Source organism: Aerococcus sp. NPDC058936 (assembly GCF_042741995.1).
In the GTDB taxonomy this organism is placed as follows: Bacteria; Bacillota; Bacilli; order Lactobacillales; family Aerococcaceae; genus Aerococcus.
In genome coordinates this window covers 54,821-74,471 of record NZ_JBHYKZ010000011.1, presented here as the reverse complement: position 1 = coordinate 74,471, position 19,651 = coordinate 54,821, and the positions used below count along the sequence as shown (strand labels likewise).

Here is a 19,651-nt window from a genome sequence, read left to right as displayed (position 1 = left end):
ATGAATAATGGAAAAGAATATATAAAAAGCCAGGCAATCTAATGATTACCTGGTAGAAATTACTCATCAGTCCTATTTGACGAAGAGCCAAAAAAGCACCCAAAATCAATTGGATGCTTTCTCTCTTTTATTGACATTTACTTAAAGCGACAGATTATAAATCTTCGTCTTCGATAAAAGTCGCTAATACTTCTTCTACCATATCCCATTCTTCTTCAGTTTCAATAGGATTTAATTGACCTTCAAAACCGTCTTCGCTTTCAACGTAAGAGAAGGCTTGTAATTCTACGCCCTCTTCGTCAGATACGCCTGCTGGGTAGACGATAACATATGATTTACCGAAATCTTCTGAATCAAATGTAAACAGAATTTCGAATAATTGCTCGTTACCTTCCTCGTCAACAATTGTAATGTGGTCGTGACCTTCGTGGTCATGTTCATGATGTTCAGTCATTTGAAAATCTCCTTTTCCTCTCGTGTGTTGAGCCTGTAACGGACTCAATAAATATCTATCAATAGCCATCATATCAGGACTGAAAAGTCAGAATTATCCGACGCTTCCCAAAATGTTCCAATTACTTAACAGTTATTTTTCGGTATTTGGTACAGCGCGTCAATTCTAGGCGACTTTCCGTACGCCTACTACGATGGGTGGGCATCTAAATAATTCTGCAGAATCAATACCGCAGCCAATTTATCAATCACTTTCTTACGCTTCTTACGACTGACATCGTTGGCAATTAACATACGTTCTGCTTGGACGGTTGTTAACCGCTCATCCTGATAAAAGACTGGTAAATCAAACCGGTCTATCAAAAGTTCGCCGTATTTTTGTGAGGCTTCAGCGCGTGGACCGATAGAATTGTTCATATTCTTGGGTAATCCTAGAACTAAGGCTTCTACCTTATACTCAGCAATTAGTTCACCAAGTCGGTCCAAACCGAATTCTTCAACTTCTTCATCGATTGGAATGATTTCTACCCCTTGGGCCGTCCAACCGAATGGATCAGAAACAGCTACGCCGACTGTTTTAGACCCAACATCTAATCCCATGTATCGCATTACTCGCGACCAGATTGTTTCATGTAATTCACGATTAATTCTTCAAGAATTTCATCGCGGTCATGATAACGGATAATATTACGCGCTTCGTTATGACGTGGAATATAAGCTGGATCACCAGATAATAAATAACCAACGATTTGATTTACTGGGTTGTACCCTTTCTCTTTAAGAGAATCATATACGATTTCTAATGTCTCTTTGACATCCTTTTCGTTGTTTTCTCCGAAATTGAATAGGACTGTTTCATCTTTATTACTCATCAGAACACCTCCAAATATTATCTATAGTTTACCTAATTATCCGTATTTTAACAAGAAATCGTCATTATTTGCCAATAATTTCTTTTGCAAACGTAAGTGCTTCTTCAATTCCTGCTGGGTTTTTACCGCCGGCTTGGGCCATGTCTGGACGACCACCACCGCCCCCACCAATTTTAGGTGCGACTTGTTTAATCAGGTCACCAGCTTTAACACCCGCTTTGACAGCATCTTGACCAACAGCAATTAATAGATTTGCTTTATCATCTACTGAAGTCGCTAGCACAAGGATATCAGAAGCGTCTTTTTGTTTCCACTCATCCGCAATCTTACGTAAATCGTCCATTGAACGGTTTGGTACGTGCTCAGCGATCACTGTGTAAGCACCAACCGTTTCATCATGGTCAAAAATTTGTCCTGCAGCTTGCGCATTCATTTTATCACGTAAAGCACTTAATTGCTGTAAAGTTTCCTTATGCTCTTCTCTAAATTGTTGTAAACGTGAAATAATGTTTGAGAATTTACCAGCTTTAAGATTTGCAGCAACTTGTTTCAAGATATTTTCTTGAATCTTATATTCTTGGATAGCCGCTAATGAAGTTACGGCTTCAATACGACGAATACCAGCACCAATACCAGATTCTGAAGTAATTTTAAATAGGCCGATTTCAGCTGTATTGTCAACATGTGTACCACCACAAAGTTCGATTGACCACTTATTAATATCTACCATACGCACTTCGCTACCGTATTTTTCACCGAATAAAGCTTGTGCACCAGCAGCTCTTGCTTCATCAATCGAAGTCACTGTCGTGACAACTGGGAAAGCTTCCGCGATTGCTTCATTTACTTTCGCTTCCATTTCAGCTAATTCTTCGTCCGTAACTTGCCCGAAATGAGAGAAGTCAAAACGTAAGTGGTCAGCTGTTACCAATGACCCGGCTTGGTTAGCGTGGTCACCTAAAATATCTTTCAATGCTTGATGTAATAAATGGGTTGCTGTATGGTTTTTCTCGATTGAATGATGGCGACGACGGTCTACCGTTAATTGAACAGTTTGGTCCAAGACGATTGCTGCGTCTAATGTCACTTCATGTAAGTGCTGACCATTTGGTGCGCGAACAACATTTACAACATGTCCAATTAATTGACCATCTTGATCTAAGACGTCACCTGTATCCGCAATTTGCCCACCCATTTCAGCGTAAAATGTTGTCTGCTCAGCAACTAAGTATACCTCGTCCCCAGCTTCTGCTGATGACACCAGTGCGTCTCCTGATACAATAGTATTGATGCGTGTTTCAACGGATAATTGGTCGTAACCAACATAAGTTGATGGCACATCAATTTCGCTTAACACTTCAGACTGCACAGCCATACCAGTTGCGTCTTTACGTGCTGCACGTGCACGTTCTCTTTGTGCTTTCATCGCTTCTTCAAAGCCAGATAAATCAACATCAATCCCCACTTCTTCCAAGTATTCTTGGGTTAATTCTAATGGGAATCCGTAAGTATCATATAGTTTAAAGGCTTGCGCACCAGACATCACTTTATTGTGTTCCGCTTCAAGCGTTGCAATCACTTCTTGAATAATGGCTTCCCCTTCGTTGATTGTTTCGTTGAAACGGGTTTCTTCTGTTTTGATCACATCTTGGATAAAGTCTTGATCTGCTTTCAATTCAGGATAGAAGTCAGCCATAATATCCCCAACAACGGGCACTAATTTCGTTAAGAAATTATCTTTAATACCTAAACGGCGCGCATGCATAATCGCACGACGAATTAAACGACGTAAGATATAGCCACGCCCCTCATTTGAAGGTAATGCACGGTCACTAATGGCAAAAGTTACTGCACGAACGTGGTCTGCGATTACTTTATAAGACACGTCTGTTTCAGTTTTTTCACCGTATTTTACAGATGTTCCTAAAGTTTCGATTTCTTTAATGATTGGTAAGAATAGATCTGTTTCAAAGTTTGTTGGTGCATCTTGGATAACAGAAGTCATACGCTCTAGTCCCATACCAGTATCAATGTTTTTATGTTTTAAAGGCACATATTCGCCGTTTGGCATATGGTTGAATTGTGAAAATACAATATTCCAGATTTCTAAGTAACGCTCATTTTCCCCACCTGGGTACATTTCTGGGTCAGAATCCTCTAAGTCTTGATATTTCTCACCACGATCATAGAAAATTTCGGTATCAGGACCACATGGACCAGCACCTAAATCCCAGAAGTTGTCTTCAACTGGAACATAGTGGTCATCAGATAAACCAGTTGCCTTACGCCATAATTCAACTGTTTCAGTATCTTCAGGATAGTAAGTCATATACAATTTCTCAGGATCTAAGCCCAACCATTTCTCATCAGTTAAGAATTCCCAAGCCCAAGGAATCACTTCCACTTTGAAGTAGTCCCCGATAGAGAAGTTTCCTAACATTTCAAATAAAGTATGGTGGCGAGCCGTCACACCAACATTTTCAATATCATTGGTACGAATTGATTTTTGTGAGTTAGTGATACGCGGATTTTCTGGTACCACAGAACCATCAAAGTATTTCTTCAAGGTCGCAACACCCGAGTTAATCCATAATAATGATGGGTCTTGAACCGGTACTAATGAAGCGCTTGGCTCCACACTATGACCCTTAGATTGCCAAAAATCTAGCCACATTTGGCGAATTTCTGCTGATGTTAACTGTTTCATAATTGTCCTCCTCAAAATAAAAAAACATAGCATTGCAAATTGAGGACGACTTTGCGCGGTACCACCTCATTTGCAATGCTATGTTCACATTACCTCTCTACTTGCTGGATAACGCTAGCGCGTAGTCTTTCGACTAAATGTTTAGAAAGAGAGCATTTTATGGTTGGATGCTTGCACCTAATCATCCTCGCTAAGGTTCATAAAATATGGTTCTTTCCACTTGTAGACTTTTTGGTCTTTTCACATTCCAAATTATACTGACAGAATGCCTAATTTGTCAAGTTTTCAAGCCAGTATCCAACTAAAAATCTTCTGGCTTAATCCCTTCCATCCCAATCATAGGGTCAATTGTATGACTCAGGGCTAACTCAGCTGTCAGACAAAAATCTTCAACTTCTGGATCACTGTTAGCTACCACTTCCAGTTCTATACGCTCTTCAGTGGCGTCTCCATTTTCTGGACTTGAATTTTCCGTTAAATCATCCTCTGATGACATTTCTGCCCGACTTTCAGCTTGATCTTTTGCTGGTGTCCCATCTTTTTTTTCAATTTCTGCTTCAACCGCAGTTGCCATCCGCTCATCAACATCTACAGCTTCCATCAGAAAGTCCTTTAATTGGGTTTGCCGACTAGCATCTACATTTTGAATGGCCGTTTGAAAGGCCTCGGGTTCACCGCACATAATTAAGGACTGCTTGGCCCGGGTAATCCCAGTATATAACAAATTTCGCTTCAGCATCCGGTGGTGTTGCGGCACTAAAGGTACAATGACAATCGGAAATTCTGACCCCTGCGATTTATGGATGGACGTACAGTAAGCCAGCGTAATTTCATTAAAGTCATTACGTTCATACGTCACTTCAACCTCGTCGAATTGGACAACAATCTGGTCCACCTTGTTGGTCGTCTCCTTGGCAAAAAAGATAGCCACTATCTCACCTAAATCTCCATTGAAGACGTTTTTCTCGGCTTGGTTTTTCAGTTGCAAGACCTTGTCCCCAACTCGGAAGGTCTGCTCAAAATAGACGAGCTCCCGGCGTTTGCCGTCGTCATTAGGGTTTAAAACAGCCTGTAACCGTTCATTAATATGGTTGATCCCAGCCTGTCCTTTATAAAGTGGCGCTAGGACCTGGATATCTCGTTTTTGATAGCCTTTGTCAACAGCGCGCTTAGCCACAATAGCTACTAAGTCTGCAATTTGATTCGCTTGCACCTTGAAGAATGATCGGTCACGTTGGTTCATCATCAAGTCTTTAGGGACGACACCTTGTTTAATCTGATGAGCCAATTGGACAATGGTCGACTGGTTTTTCTGACGATAGATTTCATCTAATTCACGTGTTTTAACTGTCTGTGAAGATAATAAGTCAGCTAATACTTGTCCAGGTCCTACAGAAGCTAACTGGTCTTTATCTCCCACAAAAATGACTTGCATAAATGAAGGGACACTTGAAAGTAACTTATAGGCAAGCCACGTATCCACCATGGACATTTCGTCAATAATCAACAAGTCCGTTTCTAGTTGCATGCCTGATCCTTCGCCGTCTTCCCTGTCATCCTCTTCGCCTGTTAAACCGAGTAAACGGTGAATAGTTGAAGCTGGCAGGCGGATCATCTCAGTCATTCGTTTGGCTGCTCGCCCTGTTGGAGCGGCTAAAGAAATTGGAAAAGCACCTGGGTCGTATTCTTCTACATTTAAGGAAATATCATTTAAACGAGCATACAATTGGACGATACCGTTTAATACCGTGGTCTTACCTGTCCCTGGTCCCCCAGTTAAGATAAACATTTTAGAAGTTAAGGCCTCTTTAATGGCTTTCTTTTGAGCCTGCCCGTAGGAAATACCTAAATCTTGTTCTAGTTTTTGGATTTCTTCGTCTAAATCAACACCCGGATATTGGGGTTGATACTGAGGTTGCTGCATTTGTCCCATCATTTTGGCAATACCCACTTCAGCAAAGTATAAAGTGGGCAAGGCAACCCGCCCTTCTTCAGATAAGATCAACTTACCTGTTTCGTTCATATCTGAAATGGTATCTTGAATGCGTTTAGCTTCAATAAATTGTGACTGCCCCTGCATCAAGACTTCTTGGGTTTTCTCAATCAGTGGCTCTTCCATCACAAAAGTATTTCCTGATTCAAAAGTGGCTAAGTTTAGGACAAACATGACTCCCCCTGCAATCCGAACTGGTGAATCCAAGGGAAAACCAATATTTAAAGCAATTTGGTCTGCTTTTTGGAAACCAAAACCACGGATATCGTCGATCAAAATATAAGGATTTTCTTCAATAATTTCGACCGCTTCGTTATGGTAGAGGCCATAAATTTGCCCAGCCAACCGCGATGAAAAACCCATCTCAGCGAGCTTAACGAAAACTTGTTCATTCCCTCTTTGTTCAACCATCCGCTCATGTAACATCGTTCTTGTCTTTTTAGACAAACCTTTAACCACTTTTAAGGCTTCTGAATCATTTAAAATAGTATCAATGGTTTGGTCGCCAAAAGCATCAACAATACGACTGGCTATCGTATCTCCAATTCCTGGAAATTGTTCGGACGATAGAAAGCGAATTAACCCTTCTTTAGAAGTGATTTTCTGCGCTTCATAAGAAGTTACTTGGAATTGGACTCCATATTTAGCGTGGTCCACCAATTTCCCGTTAAAGTGATAGGTCGTCCCATCCTGAATAGTTGGGAAGTTTCCCGTCATCACGATTTCTTTTTCTGAATACATGGTATTGGTTTCATCTATTTCAACGGACATTACCCGATAAAAGTTGCTTTCATTAAAAAAGAAGGTCGCCTTTACCTCACCTATGACATAATCTTCACTTGTTGATTGATTCTGATTTTGTCGCATGTTGGCTGCTCCTTCCTCGTCTTAGTAATCTTACATATTATAGCATATTCAAGTAGTTCAGAAAGAATAGATTTATAGGTCACTAAGTCATTTTGCCTATAGAAATATAATAGAAAAAAGACGTGACCATGACATCACGCCTCTTCTATGTTAGTTTGAATTGTTTGAATAGTTGATTGAAGTGTTTAAACGTATTGTAATTCTGCTACTTCTGCATTTTTGAAAGCAGCATCAATTGTACCGCCACCTAGACATTCTAGACCGTCGTAGAATACAACCGCTTGCCCTGGCGTGATTGCACGTACTGGTTCTGCAAAAGTGATTTTCGCAGTCCCATCTTCATTGATATCAACATGGACTTGTGTATCTTTTTGACGGTAACGGAATTTCGCTGCGCAATCAAATGATGTTGCCGTAAATTCGTCATCGACAAATGAGAGGTCACTCGCCATTAAGTAGTCTGCATATAATTTATCGTTGTGGAAGCCTTGGCCAACGTATAAAACGTTTTTAGCTTGGTCTTTTCCTACAACGAACCATGGTTGATCAGATTCGCCACCGCCACCGATGCCTAATCCTTTACGTTGGCCGATTGTATAGTACATCAAACCCATGTGGTCACCCATTACAGTCCCATCTTCAGCAATCATTTTACCAGGTTGTGCTGGTAAGAAGTTACCTAGGAATTCTTTAAAGTTCTTTTCACCAATAAAGCAAATACCAGTTGAGTCTTTTTTCTTAGCAGTTGCTAAGCCTGCTTCTTCAGCAATACGACGTACTTCTGGTTTTTCTAAATGGCCTAATGGGAACATGACACGTTGTAGTTGGTCTTGTGATAATTGGTTAAGGAAGTATGTTTGATCCTTATTATTATCTAAACCACGTAACATATGTACTTTGCCTTTAGCGTCGCGTTCAACTTGCGCGTAGTGGCCAGTTGCAACATAGTCAGCCCCAAGTTCTAATGCGTAGTCTAGGAAAGCTTTAAATTTGATTTCCTTGTTACACATTACATCCGGATTGGGTGTCCGGTCACGTTTGTATTCATCTAGGAAATAAGTGAATACCTTGTCCCAATATTCCTTCTCAAAGTTAATCGAGTAATAAGGAATACCGATTTGCGCGGCTACTGCGGCAACGTCTTTGTAATCTTCCGTTGCTGTACAGAAACCATTTTCGTCTGTGTCATCCCAGTTCTTCATGAAGATACCGATGACATCATACCCTTGTTGTTTCAGTAATAAAGCCGTAACGCTGGAATCAACGCCACCACTCATACCGACTACCACGCGGGTATTTTTGTTTGGATTATTTTCTACCACAACATCACCATCTTTCTGCCATAATTTTACGATTGAAGGTCGTATATTAGGTTGTTAGTAGAGATTATAAAATCACAAGTACAGATTATACAGGCTGTAGCAAAAAAAGCAAGCAATACGCTTACTTTTTCCGAGTATATTTATTATAGTTTATACAATTTCTTCAAGGATACCCATAGCAACCATATCCGCTTGTAACCGTTCAACCGCTTCTTGCAGTGGCGCCATCGAGTCGTTTTTATAAACATTCACCACTTGCATCCCGTTTAAATTGGTCACGGTCATAGAAAAACCATCAAGGCTACTGTTCACTTTCATTTTGAATAATACTTCACGGCTATCATTAAATGATGCGGTTACTACGCGTTCAAATTCAAAGTTTCCTTGTTTACCCTCTTGGAATCCGTAATCTCTAAGGGTATATTTCTTCACTGTATCGGCTAGTTTAAATTTCTTACTAGCACCTTTTAACTGGACACTTGCTGTCATTGCCATAATCTGTTCTCCTCCACTAAAAACAACTAATTAATTGAAGCAAAAATATCTAAAATTTGATCAATATCTGAAAATTCGGTCGGGTCTCCAAAAGAAAGTCGTAAACTTTCTGCGATTCGTGGCGAATCCGCCCCGAACATAGACACAAGCACACGTGATGGTTCAAGTGATCCTGCTGTACATGCTGAACCTGCTGATAAGTAGGCATCTCTTAAGTCTAGTTTGATTAAAACTTGATCAGACGGGTGACCAGGCCAATAGATATTTAAGACATGGGCCAATTCTGCTTCAGCCGGACCATTGATTTGGAAGTCTAACCCACGTTCCCGAGCACCCTCCAAGAAATGTTGACGCAAGGCCTTTAAGTGGTCTTGGTGCTTGTCCATATTGTCATATTGTTTTTCGATGGCTTTAGACATGCCCAAAATTAAAGGTAAGGCTTCTGTTCCTGCCCGATGTTTATTTTCTTGGTTACCGCCACGTACATAAGGGGTAAAATCCGCCTTCGCATTACGGTAATACATAAAGCCAATGCCTTTTGGCCCGTATATTTTATGGGCAGACATAGACAAGGCATCGATGTGCATTTTGTCCACGTCTAAAGGGATATTCAAATATGTTTGGACGGTATCTGTATGAAAGAAAATACCTTTCTCATGTAAGAAGTCGCCAATGGCTTGGATATCTTGCAGAGACCCTACTTCATTATTGCCAGCCATAATGGATACCAAAATTGTGTCTTTGCGGATGCTTTTTTTCAATTCTTCAAAGTCAATATGACCTTCCTCATCAAAGTCTAGATAAGTCACTTCAAAACCTTGTCTTTCAAGGTGACGCATAGTCTGGTAGACAGAAGAATGTTCTGCAGCGGTGGTAATTAAATGGCTACCCTTTTCCGCTAAACGCACAACAGTTTGGTTAATAGCTGAATCATTGGACTCGGTCCCACCAGACGTAATGATAATATCATCTGCATCAGCGTTTAGGGTCTTGGCAATTTGTCTGCGGACGCCTTCTATCTTCTGCTTAGATTCACGCCCAATCTTATACAAACTTGAAGCATTACCGAAATCATCATGCATGGCATTTGTAATGACTTCAATGACTTCTGGGTCAACTGGTGTTGTTGCGGCGTAATCTAAATAAATGCCTTTCATTATTTTCCTCCCGTAAATTTTGTTTTCTCTGGGAATAGGAAGTTTAACAGGTCTTTTGTGATCCGTTTCCCTTCTCCCACTGCTGGATAAATGTGCATCATCATCATTGGGTTGAAGTTGGCTTCAATTAATGCGTAGTTATCTGCACTTGCTGGTTGGTGAATGTCTTCAATCATTAGGTCTAATCCGGTAATATTCACCCCTAAAACAGCCGCCATCTTCACAGCAATTTCCTTATAAGAATCATGCATATCGGCTAAGACTTCAATAGAATCTCCACCTGTTGAAATGTTTGAATTCTCTCGTAAAATGACTTGTTGCCCTTCAGGCACCACATCAGTCGGTGTAAAGCCTTGTTGTTTCAAGGTGTTCACTTCAATATCCCCTAATTGAATGATTTCTAGTGGTGAACGATGGTCCCGTCCTCGTTTAGGGTCTTTATTCTTGTCAGCGACCAATTCTTCAATTGTTGACTGACCGTCTCCAATCACATTAGCACCAACACGGTTGACAATAGACAACACTTCCCCTTCTTGAACGTAAAAACGGTATTCAGTGCCAAAGGCAAAGTCTTCGATTAAAACAGTATGGTCTTCTTTAAAGGCAATATCTAAAGCTGCCTTAAATTCGTCAGCCGTCGCGCCTTTCTTAAAGATTGAAATTCCAATCCCCATATTCGTCGATTTTGGTTTAATCACAAACGCTTTTTCTTGGTATAAAGCGGCCACTTTCATTGCTTCATCAAATTGGTTAAATTCCAAACTTTTCGGTACATGAATGCCGTGCTCAGCTAATAACGCCTTAGTGACTACCTTATTTTCCATTACATAGTGACCAATATAAGGATCTTTGCTTGTAATGTTAGCATTCTTCACGATTTCCTTGTGGGTCTTGTATTTTAGACGCAGCATCTGGTCATCACGGTCCAAAATATCCATTTGGTAGCCTTCTTGGATAGCGTCGAACATTAAGATTTGTGTGGATAATTCCATATCTTCAAATCCACCTAAAGCATAAGGTTTAGCCCAGGCTGACTCATAGACCTCTTCCGCGAAATGACGCCCTGCTTCTAAGTAGCCATCAACATCATTCATAGTCGTTATTATTTGGCCAGCAGGGGTTAATGCTGGGTCTTTCATCCGGTCTACCATCAATTGTGTCGTTTCAATAACTGACTGATCAGCTTCAATGGCTACTAACATGTCTTGCATGTCTTGCAAAATAGCTAATCCTTCATCCATGGCTTGCGTTTTTTGGAAAGTTTCTTCTTCAGCAACTTTAGTTTTCAAGTCAATCCCGTAATGAACATCTGCCATATTGGCATCTTTACAGGACCAGACTAAGTACAAGATGAAGTATTTCATGAATTCAATATCTGACGCTTTAATCCCGTAAGCGGCATCCGGTTGAATATCTAACAGTCTAAATTCTAGGTACTTAATCCCATTATTCAGTAAAGACCGTGCTTTGTTGGCACCACGTAATCGAACATTTGAGTAAAATTCTTTCTCAGCGATTAAACGGCCCTCAGTCACGTTGGCCTCTAATTGCGTCACATAGTCTTCTAAATTGTCATAAGTAAAGGTCACGTCATCTTTGTTGATGTAACCTAAATGAGAGTTTCGAATTGACCGCACTGGGTGTGCAAATTTATCTGATGGCACACGGAAAAAGCTGTCATCCGCAATTGGCGCCGCCCCAAATAAATAAACTAAAATCCACTGGTAACGTAAGAAATTACGAGATAAACGTAGGTAAAAATCAGATTGGAAATCTTTTAGCGATTGGCTATTGCCGTCAACTTTTTTCGCTTCTTCATGGACTAGTTGAATGAAAGTAGGTGAAATCTGCATATTATAGTGAATACCAGAAATCATCTGCAATTTTTTCCCGTACACTTCTACTAAATAATCCCGGTAGTCAACAGCAGCTGGGTCTTCTAAATCTGCTACTTCAATCAAGTCATCCGCCGGCAAGGCAGGTGGCATTGAGTATGGCCAGATCCGTTCATTTCCCGTTAATGACTCGATCGCAACTTCATGTATCGCTTGCAACCATTCCATAACATGGTCCGCAGAATAAACTGGTGGTGTCACCAATTCTAATTGCGACTCCGCAAAGTCCCGCTGAATATAAAATGACGACGTTGACCCATCCACTTTTTTAGGATGTGGGGTTAAGGCTAACTGCCCTTCAGGTGTAATCCGGTGACCCTCTCGTTCAATCCCTACCGATGCCTCTTTGAAGGCGTGGCGAATCTCTGCTTGTTGAATGAATGACTGTAACCAATTCATATGTAATCTAACTCCTCATCTACTCTTCTACCATCCGTATAGCAATGGTTGTTCGACTTATTTTATCACTAATGTGCTTATCAAACCATTTTTCTGTCTTACTTTTTTATTTGAAAACGAACGTATATTCGCTAAGATGCATCACCTATGTTATAATTAATGGGAGTATAGTCAAGAAAGGAGCCAGGTAAATGCCACAACACAATCCCTTAGCCTTTCGCATGCGACCTCGGTCAATCGAAGAAGTTGTCGGCCAACAACATCTGGTTGGAGAAGGCAAAATCATTTTTCGAATGGTAAAAGCCATGCAATTATCATCCATGATTTTATATGGACCGCCCGGTATTGGGAAGACATCGATTGCCTCAGCCATCGCTGGGTCAACGAAATATGCCTTTAGAAAGTTAAATGCCGCAACAGACAGCAAGAAGGACTTACAGGCGGTCGTTGAGGAAGCTAAATTTTCTGGCGGTATCGTCTTATTGCTAGACGAGATTCACCGACTAGATAAAACAAAACAAGACTTTCTACTACCCCATTTGGAATCAGGATTGATTACTTTAATCGGGGCAACAACTGAAAACCCTTTTATTAATACCAGTCCAGCCATCCGGTCACGGGCCCAAATCTTTCAATTAGAACCACTGGATGAAGCAGATATTAAAACTGGTTTAGAACGGGCTTTAACCGATAGTGACCGCGGATTGGGCAGTTTTCCAGTTGACATTGATGACAATGCTATCGATCACTTTGCCCATGCAGCCTTTGGGGACTTGCGGTCGGCCTTAAACGCCCTAGAACTAAGCGTTAAATCAACAGATGAAAATGCGGATGGCCGTATCCATATTACTTTGGATATCGCGGAAGAAAGCATGCAGATGAAATCATTCTCCCACGATGCAGACGGAGACATGCATTACGATGTCATTTCAGCCTTTCAAAAATCTATCCGTGGAAGCGACGTGGACGCTGCCCTCTTATACGCAGCACGGTTAATTGAAGCCGGTGAATTGACCATTTTATGTCGGCGATTATTAGTCATAGCCTATGAAGATATTGGTTTAGCCAACCCACAAGCAACCGAACGAACCGTAGCCGCAGTTCAAGCGGCCAACCAATTAGGCCTACCCGAAGCTCGGATTCCTTTAGCCAACGCCATTATCGATTTAGCCTTATCGCCTAAATCCAATTCGGCCATTCAAGGAATTGATGCTGCCCTTGCTGACGTACGGGCTGGTAAGTCTGGTATCATTCCAAAACACCTAAAAGATGCGCATTATAAAGGCGCAGAAAAATTAGGTCACGGCAATGAATACAAGTTTCCACATGCCTACCCTAACCACTGGGTATCCCAACAATACCTGCCAGATACCCTAGTTGGTAGACGGTATTACGAAGCCGGAGACACTGGGAATTATGAACGGGCTTTAGCTGAAAACCGCCGTAAACGTGAAGGTAATTAATCACTTATAAATGTTAAAATTAAGGTAATTGTCGGCTTTTTCAGAGTCTAAAACTTGAAATTACCCTCAAAAGATTGTATGATATTTACAAGAAGAATTCCTCTGTAGTGTTCGCGATTTCTTTACATGTGTTGACCGAACAATTAGCTATCTAGGGAACTGCCAAGGTTTATGGATATAACGCCTCATCACGAGGACTGTTGAAGTAGATATGTGGTTCCCACCTGTATATCAATGCGGGTTCAATACAGATAGATCTCATCACGGCACATAACGGAGCTCTTTTATAAAATTAACTTTTTAGAGGATGCGTTTATCGCATCCTTTTTTTGTTGTGGAAAAAATCCTCGGAACTAATATTGGAGCATTAGCACCGAGGATTTTACTCTCTAAATTTCAAATTTATTATGTATGTCGTTCCAGTCATTAGTAAATTGAGTCACAGCATGATTGATATTAGCATCAGCTAAAAATGCATCAACAACATCCGTGCCAACTGTGACGAATTCTGCACCTGCTAAATTTGCCTTTAGAACTTGATCAACGTTCTTAAAACTGGCTGCCAGAATTTTAGTTTCACTATCAGTTCTTTTGATATTTTCATAAATATTACTAATCGCTTGGTAAGGATCAGTATTTAAATTTGACATCCGATTCACATATGGCGCTAAAAAATCAGCATTTAATTCAGTTGCTAGAATTGCCTGAATTTCATTATAAATGGCAGTAGCCGTTATCTTAACTCCTTGTGCTTTCAAAGTCTTAATCGCTGCGAGTCCGTCCTTATTCGCTGGGATTTTAATATATGTATCTTCCCCGATTAATCTTTGAATTGTCTCGGCATCTTTTAAAATCCCTTCATAATCACTGGCAATTGTTTGAACATGCATAGATTTGTCGGTTCCTATGATTTCTCTAATCTGTTTGATATGCTGCGCGAAATCAATTTTTCCTTCTTTTTTTAATATACTAGGATTAGTAGTAACCCCTTCAACAGGAAGGTATTCAACGTATTCTTGTATTTTTTCAATATTTGCCGAATCAATAATTAATCTCATTTGCTTCTCCTTAAAATTATCTGAACTGATCGATAGGAATTTGATTAAAACTAGTTACGATTTGATCTGCAGCTGACAGATCCTGATCAGGATAATCAGGGTTATTGAACCCAATTGTGTACATACCCGCAGCTTTTCCAGCGAACACACCATTTCTCGTGTCTTCAATCACTACACAATCTTCTGGTTTACTGTTTAGTAAGTCTGCTGCAAGTAAGAATACATCCGGTGCTGGTTTAGAATTTTCAACTTCTTCTCCACTTACCAGGTATTTAAAATTATCATTTAAATCTAAACTGGACATCACATGGTTGATATCTTTTTTAGGTGAAGAAGAAGCTACAGCCATTTGAAATCCCGCATCTGATAATTGTTTTATAAAATCTTGTGCCCCTAGAATGGCCTTTACGCCATCATTTTGAATCATGAGTTTTCTTTTGTGATTCATCAGTTCAATATATTTATGAATACTCAAAGGTAATCCAAGCTCATCTTTCATAGTTTGCCACATATATTCGTAAGTGGTTCCCATAAATTGATATTGATAAGATATGTCTTTATCAAATCCTGCTTCTTTTAGAATCTCCGTTTTGGAATTTAAATATGTGTATTCGGAGTCTGTAATAACGCCATCCATATCAAAAATTATATTCTTCAAGCTATGCATCCTTTCAGAAAATTACACTATTGAGATATTGGAACCGTTTTCAACATTTGGAATAGGCTTATCTTCCACATATAATGTTCCTGCCAGCTCAGGCGATACCGCTCCATCAAACTTAATCGTAATATGGCCCAATTCTTGTAAATTTTTATTCACAACATTACCAACAGCCGTTATTTGGAACTCATGATCTTCGATTACAACATATTGTCCTACTTGAATTTCTTCGGAAAGATTAGCCTTTTCAATTCCATAGCAATAATCTGCTAGGTCCGCTGGCGCATCATCTCCAAATAAAATCATCATTTTCTCTTCTTTAAATATTTCGGCTTCTGAACCAATATTTAAAATTTTAGTTTGATAAATACTCAATTTAATTTTCCTTTCTAATTATATAATCCGAAGCTTGCTAACCAAGCCACTACAACACGGGGAACACCATTAATAAATCTAGAGTATAGTACTGCAGGTACACCTACTTCTACCGTTTCTGAATCTGCTTCAGCTAACCCCAATGCAACTGGAATGAAGTCACAACCATTTTGTGTGTTAATCGCAAATAATGCTGGTAAAGCTAATTGAGGTGGAATATTACCTTTACCGATTTCAACCCCAATTAATGCACCAATTACTTGAGATACTACGGCTCCAGGTCCTAATAAAGGTGATAAAAACGGTACTGAACAGATGAAACCAATAACAATCAAGCCAAATACATTACCAGCTAAAGGTGCCATAAAGTTCGCGATGATATTACCTACTCCCGAACCTTGAATTAACCCAATAATTAAAGATACGAATGCCATAAATGGAATCACAGTAGTCAACATGGTTTGCACTGCTTCACGAGCAGATTGGTTAATTGTAGACATAAAGCTACCAACAGCTAACCCAATTTTCCCAATAATACCACTACCGCCTTGTTGGGTCATTTTTTTACTAGTATCATATGTAGGTTTCTTTTCATCTTTATTATGAGTTGACGCAGTTTCCTCTGATACAAGTGGCTGTCCTTCTTCACTTTCTTGATATAATTCAATTTGGCTATTACTTACTTTTGAAACATAAATATCTTCAGTAATATACTGTGCTAAGGGGCCAGCTTTACCAGTTGGAAGAACATTTATTGTTGGTATACCCTTTTTAGGGTAAATACCACAGCGCAAAGTCCCACCGCAATCAATAATTGCTAAAGCAATTTCGTCATCTGGAATAGAAGTCTTAAATCCATTAACAGCTTCCATACCTGTTAATTCTTCAATTTTATCGACGATAGCAGGTCGTTCTCCACCACCAACTACATAAATGAACTTGTGCTTCTGCTCTGTCGGTGTGATAACAAGTGGTCCACCAAAGCCACCACTGCCTTTTGAAACTTTAATACTTTTGTATGTTGTCATAATGAATTCCTCCCTTTACACTACCGTATTAGCATCTTTACTCAACTGTATACCTTGAGATTTACATAGTCGCTCAGTAATAAAGTCAGTTGACCATCCACCAATGAAATTCATTACTAACCCAACTAATAAGTAACGTACTGCTAAGTCCATCTCATTTAATCCTAAATCAATTACCCCTTGTGCGATCCCCAACCATACAAATAGTTCTCCCGGATTTATATGAGGGAATACACCATTGCTAGTATGGCAAAATTGCATCTGTGATGCGATAAAACTTGGTTTATAAAATTCAGGTAGGAATCGTCCCATAGTCATCGACATTGGATTTCCTAACATGAAAGCTGAAACAAATGGTAATACTAAGTAGCGTGTTACTGGATTTTTAGCGGATACTTCAGCTAGCTTTTCCACTTTCTCTTCACCTAAGAAGTTAACAATTGCATTCATCGCTACCATTAACATTAATACCAGTGGTACAATTGAAGTCATCATGCCAATAAAGGTATCTGCTCCTGATTGAAATAGGTTCATGAAACTTTCTGCAAATTTAACTATATAATTCATTCTTATATCCTCCCGTTCAATTTACTAACTAATTTTGATTTGTAAACATTCATCATATACATCATTCTATCTACTGGAGCAGTAGTCTCTGGTTCATGGTATTTACCTGCATCCACTAATACGAATAAATCCCGTGCATTTTCCATTGCAAACTGAGTGAGTTTGTTTTCTTTTTGGACTAAAGGATGATGTTTATCAATAAAATGTAGATTTTGACCGACATACTGGTCTATTTGTTTAAATTTAGATAATACAGTTACTCCCTGCATTAAATAAGCATCAAAAATTTGACCATCATCGTTGATACCAAAGAAAACAATGGTACCTGCTCGAATTTTTCCAGACTTACGTCCTATTGCCACTTTTCCTCTGCTTCTAATATTTTGATATATTTTGTTGAAATTTCGAATTTGTATGTATCCAAATATCGTCTGTAGTACAAACGCACAAAACATTATTAGGCCTACGATCAGTACGTTGTCCATAAAATTTAGTCCTCCATTATTCTTTGCCGTAAATTGTCTTCGGAATCAACATCAGATAATTTCTTAATCAAATTCGAATCACTACTGATTCTGAAAATAAAATCGTAAACATCCAAAAGCAAATTATTAATTTCTTCATCTGCATTATTGGGAATTGCTAAAAGAAAGACAAATTTTGGAATATCATTTGTATCCTTATCGTATTTCCCAAAATTTAAAACTATCTTTCTATTTTTGAAATTCAAGGCGTGAGGCATGCCAATTGTAGGATCAAAAATAGTAGACTTCATATTTTCTCTTTCTAAAATACTGTCCTTAAAATTATCATCCACCAAGTTTGCTTCAATCAATTCCTCGGACATTTGATTAATAAGATCTAGATAATTTGAATTGGCAGAAATTTTAGATATAACAAGTTCCAACTTGTTATCAGAAATTAGAGAGTTTTTCTCAATCTTTCTCCACTGTTCTTTAACAAATGAATCATTCACTATAGAATTCATCTGTATAACAGGCACCTTAGTATTTCTTGTTCTTAATGGTATTGTTGTAAATATAGCAAAATATTTATCCAACGTTTCATCGGAAACTACTTGCTGAGAGTATGCTGTTATATGAACATCATGTCCGATTACTTTTTGCAACTGGTTTTTAATAATCAAAGCCGTTCCCATCCCCGTATGACAAATCACTGCTATATGTCGCTTATTTGGAACACTGTTTTCACTAAGTTCCATTTCAAAATATAGGGTTAAATAATTAATCTCAGCTTTGGGAACATCTCTACCTACTACATTTGCAATTGTTCTAGATGTTTCTTCTGCCATCGCATATGAGGAAGGATATTTCTCTGCAATTTCTTCAAAAAATAAATCGTTCATATCCAGCTGCATAACTAACCTGTTAGTGAGATGGGTTAAGTGATACCGCATGATATCGAAAAACTGGTTCTTAGATATAGATATTGAAAACACTTGCTCTACATTTTCAATTATTTGATTAAATAAATGTCTAGTCATGTTCATGTTATAAACTTTTTTAATCCCGCTACCTTGGTTAAACACATTAAGCGGGTAAACAATAAAGTCCATCTCAGTTGCACTCAAAGATATTTCAAAATTTTCTTCAATTAGATAATGTATGTATTCAAAAAATTCTGTGTCTTTTATAAAATTCTCATAATAAGGATTGATAGATTTGAGCAACTGATTATTTCTAACTCTTAAGATACTTACTTCTATTACACTCGTTAACAATCTCGTGATATGGGCTGGGATATCATTCTTATAACAATAGGAAGATAACAAATTCTTAAAAGAATCAGTTACTAGTTCCGGTGGGAAATATTCCATAACATAGTTAACATAAATTAGGCGTATGTCCAATTCTTCACCAATAATTACTAAGCCATTGTTAGTCTTTCCTATAATTTCTACCTCATAATCAGATATAATTTTTCGTAGCATAGATATATTATTTGAAACTGTTCCCCTACTAACCATCATTTCTTCCGAGAGTTGATCAATCGTAATTATTTCTTCTTGTCCAATTAACCGTTTTAAAATATACGCCATTCTCTTAGTTGCAGAGTTAAAATCACTTTCTCTTTTTAATTTTCCTGCTAGTATTTTTTCATATTCATTGATATCAAAAACATCTAAAGTATAAATGCCATCTTCAGTACTGATTGATGCAATTTGATCTAGCTCATTATTTAATAGATAGATATTTTTTGATAAAGTTTGACGGCTAATCTCTAATAAATCAGCCAATTCCTTTTGCTTTATACTTTGATAGTTATCCATAATTTGTAAAATTTGGTACCATCTATTAATAATTGCCATTTCAAATCAT

General features: G+C 38.8%; 17 protein-coding genes and 1 other RNA gene. 2 read left to right on the top strand and 16 right to left on the bottom strand.

The window, feature by feature from the left end; genetic code table 11:
* Window positions 1–154: 154 nt before the first annotated feature.
* The 9 genes from ACFW0C_RS09135 to gshAB form a co-directional block, all read right to left on the bottom strand.
* Window positions 155–454, bottom strand: coding sequence for a DUF1292 domain-containing protein (locus ACFW0C_RS09135; protein WP_197558944.1), 300 nt, complete (start codon window positions 452–454; stop codon window positions 155–157).
* Between the two features lie 188 nt (window positions 455–642).
* Window positions 643–1,062, bottom strand: a complete 420-nt coding sequence (ruvX, locus tag ACFW0C_RS09130) for a Holliday junction resolvase RuvX (RefSeq protein WP_111856932.1) — start codon at window positions 1,060–1,062, stop codon at window positions 643–645.
* A complete protein-coding gene (locus tag ACFW0C_RS09125) occupies window positions 1,062–1,325 on the bottom strand; it encodes an IreB family regulatory phosphoprotein (protein WP_003140964.1) in 264 nt (87 codons plus the stop codon). Before ACFW0C_RS09125 ends, ruvX begins: the two co-directional genes overlap by 1 nt.
* Before the next feature lie 64 nt (window positions 1,326–1,389).
* Window positions 1,390–4,032, bottom strand: coding sequence for an alanine--tRNA ligase (gene alaS, locus ACFW0C_RS09120; RefSeq protein ID WP_378106904.1), 2,643 nt, complete (start codon window positions 4,030–4,032; stop codon window positions 1,390–1,392).
* 301 nt (window positions 4,033–4,333) lie between these two features.
* Window positions 4,334–6,892, bottom strand: coding sequence for an ATP-dependent RecD-like DNA helicase (locus tag ACFW0C_RS09115; protein WP_378106903.1), 2,559 nt, complete (start codon window positions 6,890–6,892; stop codon window positions 4,334–4,336).
* A gap of 185 nt (window positions 6,893–7,077) precedes the next feature.
* Window positions 7,078–8,169, bottom strand: coding sequence for a tRNA 2-thiouridine(34) synthase MnmA (gene mnmA, locus ACFW0C_RS09110; RefSeq protein ID WP_378106906.1), 1,092 nt, complete (start codon window positions 8,167–8,169; stop codon window positions 7,078–7,080).
* A 195-nt stretch (window positions 8,170–8,364) separates the two neighbouring features.
* Complete coding sequence (locus tag ACFW0C_RS09105; protein ID WP_378106902.1) at window positions 8,365–8,709, bottom strand: hypothetical protein; 345 nt, start codon at window positions 8,707–8,709, stop codon at window positions 8,365–8,367.
* Window positions 8,710–8,735: 26 nt separating this feature from the next.
* The gene (locus ACFW0C_RS09100; RefSeq protein WP_378106901.1) at window positions 8,736–9,866 is read right to left on the bottom strand and encodes a cysteine desulfurase family protein; all 1,131 of its coding nucleotides are present in this window, start codon (window positions 9,864–9,866) and stop codon (window positions 8,736–8,738) included.
* Window positions 9,866–12,160 (bottom strand): bifunctional glutamate--cysteine ligase GshA/glutathione synthetase GshB, encoded by a 2,295-nt coding sequence (gene gshAB, locus ACFW0C_RS09095; RefSeq protein WP_378106900.1) that lies wholly within the window; start codon window positions 12,158–12,160, stop codon window positions 9,866–9,868. Before gshAB ends, ACFW0C_RS09100 begins: the two co-directional genes overlap by 1 nt.
* A 191-nt stretch (window positions 12,161–12,351) precedes the next feature.
* Here gshAB and ACFW0C_RS09090 point away from each other — a divergent pair, with 191 nt between their 5' ends.
* The gene (locus ACFW0C_RS09090) at window positions 12,352–13,623 is read left to right on the top strand and encodes a replication-associated recombination protein A (protein ID WP_378106899.1); all 1,272 of its coding nucleotides are present in this window, start codon (window positions 12,352–12,354) and stop codon (window positions 13,621–13,623) included.
* A 96-nt stretch (window positions 13,624–13,719) separates the two neighbouring features.
* Window positions 13,720–13,907, top strand: a non-coding RNA gene (gene ssrS / locus ACFW0C_RS09085) — 6S RNA.
* 105 nt (window positions 13,908–14,012) lie between these two features.
* Here the strand turns inward: ssrS and ACFW0C_RS09080 are convergent.
* From ACFW0C_RS09080 to ACFW0C_RS09050, 7 genes are read right to left on the bottom strand one after another with little or no spacing between them, the layout of a single operon-like run.
* Entirely contained in the window at window positions 14,013–14,681 is a 669-nt protein-coding gene (locus tag ACFW0C_RS09080) for a fructose-6-phosphate aldolase (protein WP_378106898.1), read from the bottom strand.
* 16 nt (window positions 14,682–14,697) lie between these two features.
* A complete protein-coding gene (locus ACFW0C_RS09075) occupies window positions 14,698–15,348 on the bottom strand; it encodes an HAD family hydrolase (RefSeq protein WP_378106897.1) in 651 nt (216 codons plus the stop codon).
* A gap of 12 nt (window positions 15,349–15,360) precedes the next feature.
* Window positions 15,361–15,717, bottom strand: a complete 357-nt coding sequence (locus tag ACFW0C_RS09070; protein WP_378106896.1) for a PTS glucitol/sorbitol transporter subunit IIA — start codon at window positions 15,715–15,717, stop codon at window positions 15,361–15,363.
* 14 nt (window positions 15,718–15,731) lie between these two features.
* Window positions 15,732–16,745 carry a PTS glucitol/sorbitol transporter subunit IIB gene (locus tag ACFW0C_RS09065; RefSeq protein ID WP_378106895.1) on the bottom strand — a complete coding sequence of 338 codons (1,014 nt, stop codon included), beginning with the start codon at window positions 16,743–16,745 and terminating at the stop codon, window positions 15,732–15,734.
* A 15-nt stretch (window positions 16,746–16,760) separates the two neighbouring features.
* The gene (locus tag ACFW0C_RS09060; RefSeq protein WP_378106894.1) at window positions 16,761–17,312 is read right to left on the bottom strand and encodes a PTS glucitol/sorbitol transporter subunit IIC; all 552 of its coding nucleotides are present in this window, start codon (window positions 17,310–17,312) and stop codon (window positions 16,761–16,763) included.
* A 2-nt stretch (window positions 17,313–17,314) separates the two neighbouring features.
* The gene (locus tag ACFW0C_RS09055; RefSeq protein WP_378106893.1) at window positions 17,315–17,797 is read right to left on the bottom strand and encodes a transcriptional regulator GutM; all 483 of its coding nucleotides are present in this window, start codon (window positions 17,795–17,797) and stop codon (window positions 17,315–17,317) included.
* Between the two features lie 5 nt (window positions 17,798–17,802).
* A complete protein-coding gene (locus ACFW0C_RS09050) occupies window positions 17,803–19,641 on the bottom strand; it encodes a BglG family transcription antiterminator (protein WP_378106892.1) in 1,839 nt (612 codons plus the stop codon).
* Between the last annotated feature and the right edge of the window lie 10 nt (window positions 19,642–19,651).

What these genes read in the sequence shown, in the direction of transcription:
- ACFW0C_RS09135 (WP_197558944.1), bottom strand. Translation starts at nt 454, where the DNA reads ATGACTGAACATCATGAACATGACCACGAAGGTCACGACCACATTACA.
- ruvX (WP_111856932.1), bottom strand. Translation starts at nt 1,062, where the DNA reads ATGCGATACATGGGATTAGATGTTGGGTCTAAAACAGTCGGCGTAGCT.
- ACFW0C_RS09125 (WP_003140964.1), bottom strand. Translation starts at nt 1,325, where the DNA reads ATGAGTAATAAAGATGAAACAGTCCTATTCAATTTCGGAGAAAACAAC.
- alaS (WP_378106904.1), bottom strand. Translation starts at nt 4,032, where the DNA reads ATGAAACAGTTAACATCAGCAGAAATTCGCCAAATGTGGCTAGATTTT.
- ACFW0C_RS09115 (WP_378106903.1), bottom strand. Translation starts at nt 6,892, where the DNA reads ATGCGACAAAATCAGAATCAATCAACAAGTGAAGATTATGTCATAGGT.
- mnmA (WP_378106906.1), bottom strand. Translation starts at nt 8,169, where the DNA reads ATGAGTGGTGGCGTTGATTCCAGCGTTACGGCTTTATTACTGAAACAA.
- ACFW0C_RS09105 (WP_378106902.1), bottom strand. Translation starts at nt 8,709, where the DNA reads ATGGCAATGACAGCAAGTGTCCAGTTAAAAGGTGCTAGTAAGAAATTT.
- ACFW0C_RS09100 (WP_378106901.1), bottom strand. Translation starts at nt 9,866, where the DNA reads ATGAAAGGCATTTATTTAGATTACGCCGCAACAACACCAGTTGACCCA.
- gshAB (WP_378106900.1), bottom strand. Translation starts at nt 12,160, where the DNA reads ATGAATTGGTTACAGTCATTCATTCAACAAGCAGAGATTCGCCACGCC.
- ACFW0C_RS09090 (WP_378106899.1), top strand. Translation starts at nt 12,352, where the DNA reads ATGCCACAACACAATCCCTTAGCCTTTCGCATGCGACCTCGGTCAATC.
- ACFW0C_RS09080 (WP_378106898.1), bottom strand. Translation starts at nt 14,681, where the DNA reads ATGAGATTAATTATTGATTCGGCAAATATTGAAAAAATACAAGAATAC.
- ACFW0C_RS09075 (WP_378106897.1), bottom strand. Translation starts at nt 15,348, where the DNA reads ATGCATAGCTTGAAGAATATAATTTTTGATATGGATGGCGTTATTACA.
- ACFW0C_RS09065 (WP_378106895.1), bottom strand. Translation starts at nt 16,745, where the DNA reads ATGACAACATACAAAAGTATTAAAGTTTCAAAAGGCAGTGGTGGCTTT.
- ACFW0C_RS09060 (WP_378106894.1), bottom strand. Translation starts at nt 17,312, where the DNA reads ATGAATTATATAGTTAAATTTGCAGAAAGTTTCATGAACCTATTTCAA.
- ACFW0C_RS09055 (WP_378106893.1), bottom strand. Translation starts at nt 17,797, where the DNA reads ATGGACAACGTACTGATCGTAGGCCTAATAATGTTTTGTGCGTTTGTA.
- ACFW0C_RS09050 (WP_378106892.1), bottom strand. Translation starts at nt 19,641, where the DNA reads ATGGCAATTATTAATAGATGGTACCAAATTTTACAAATTATGGATAAC.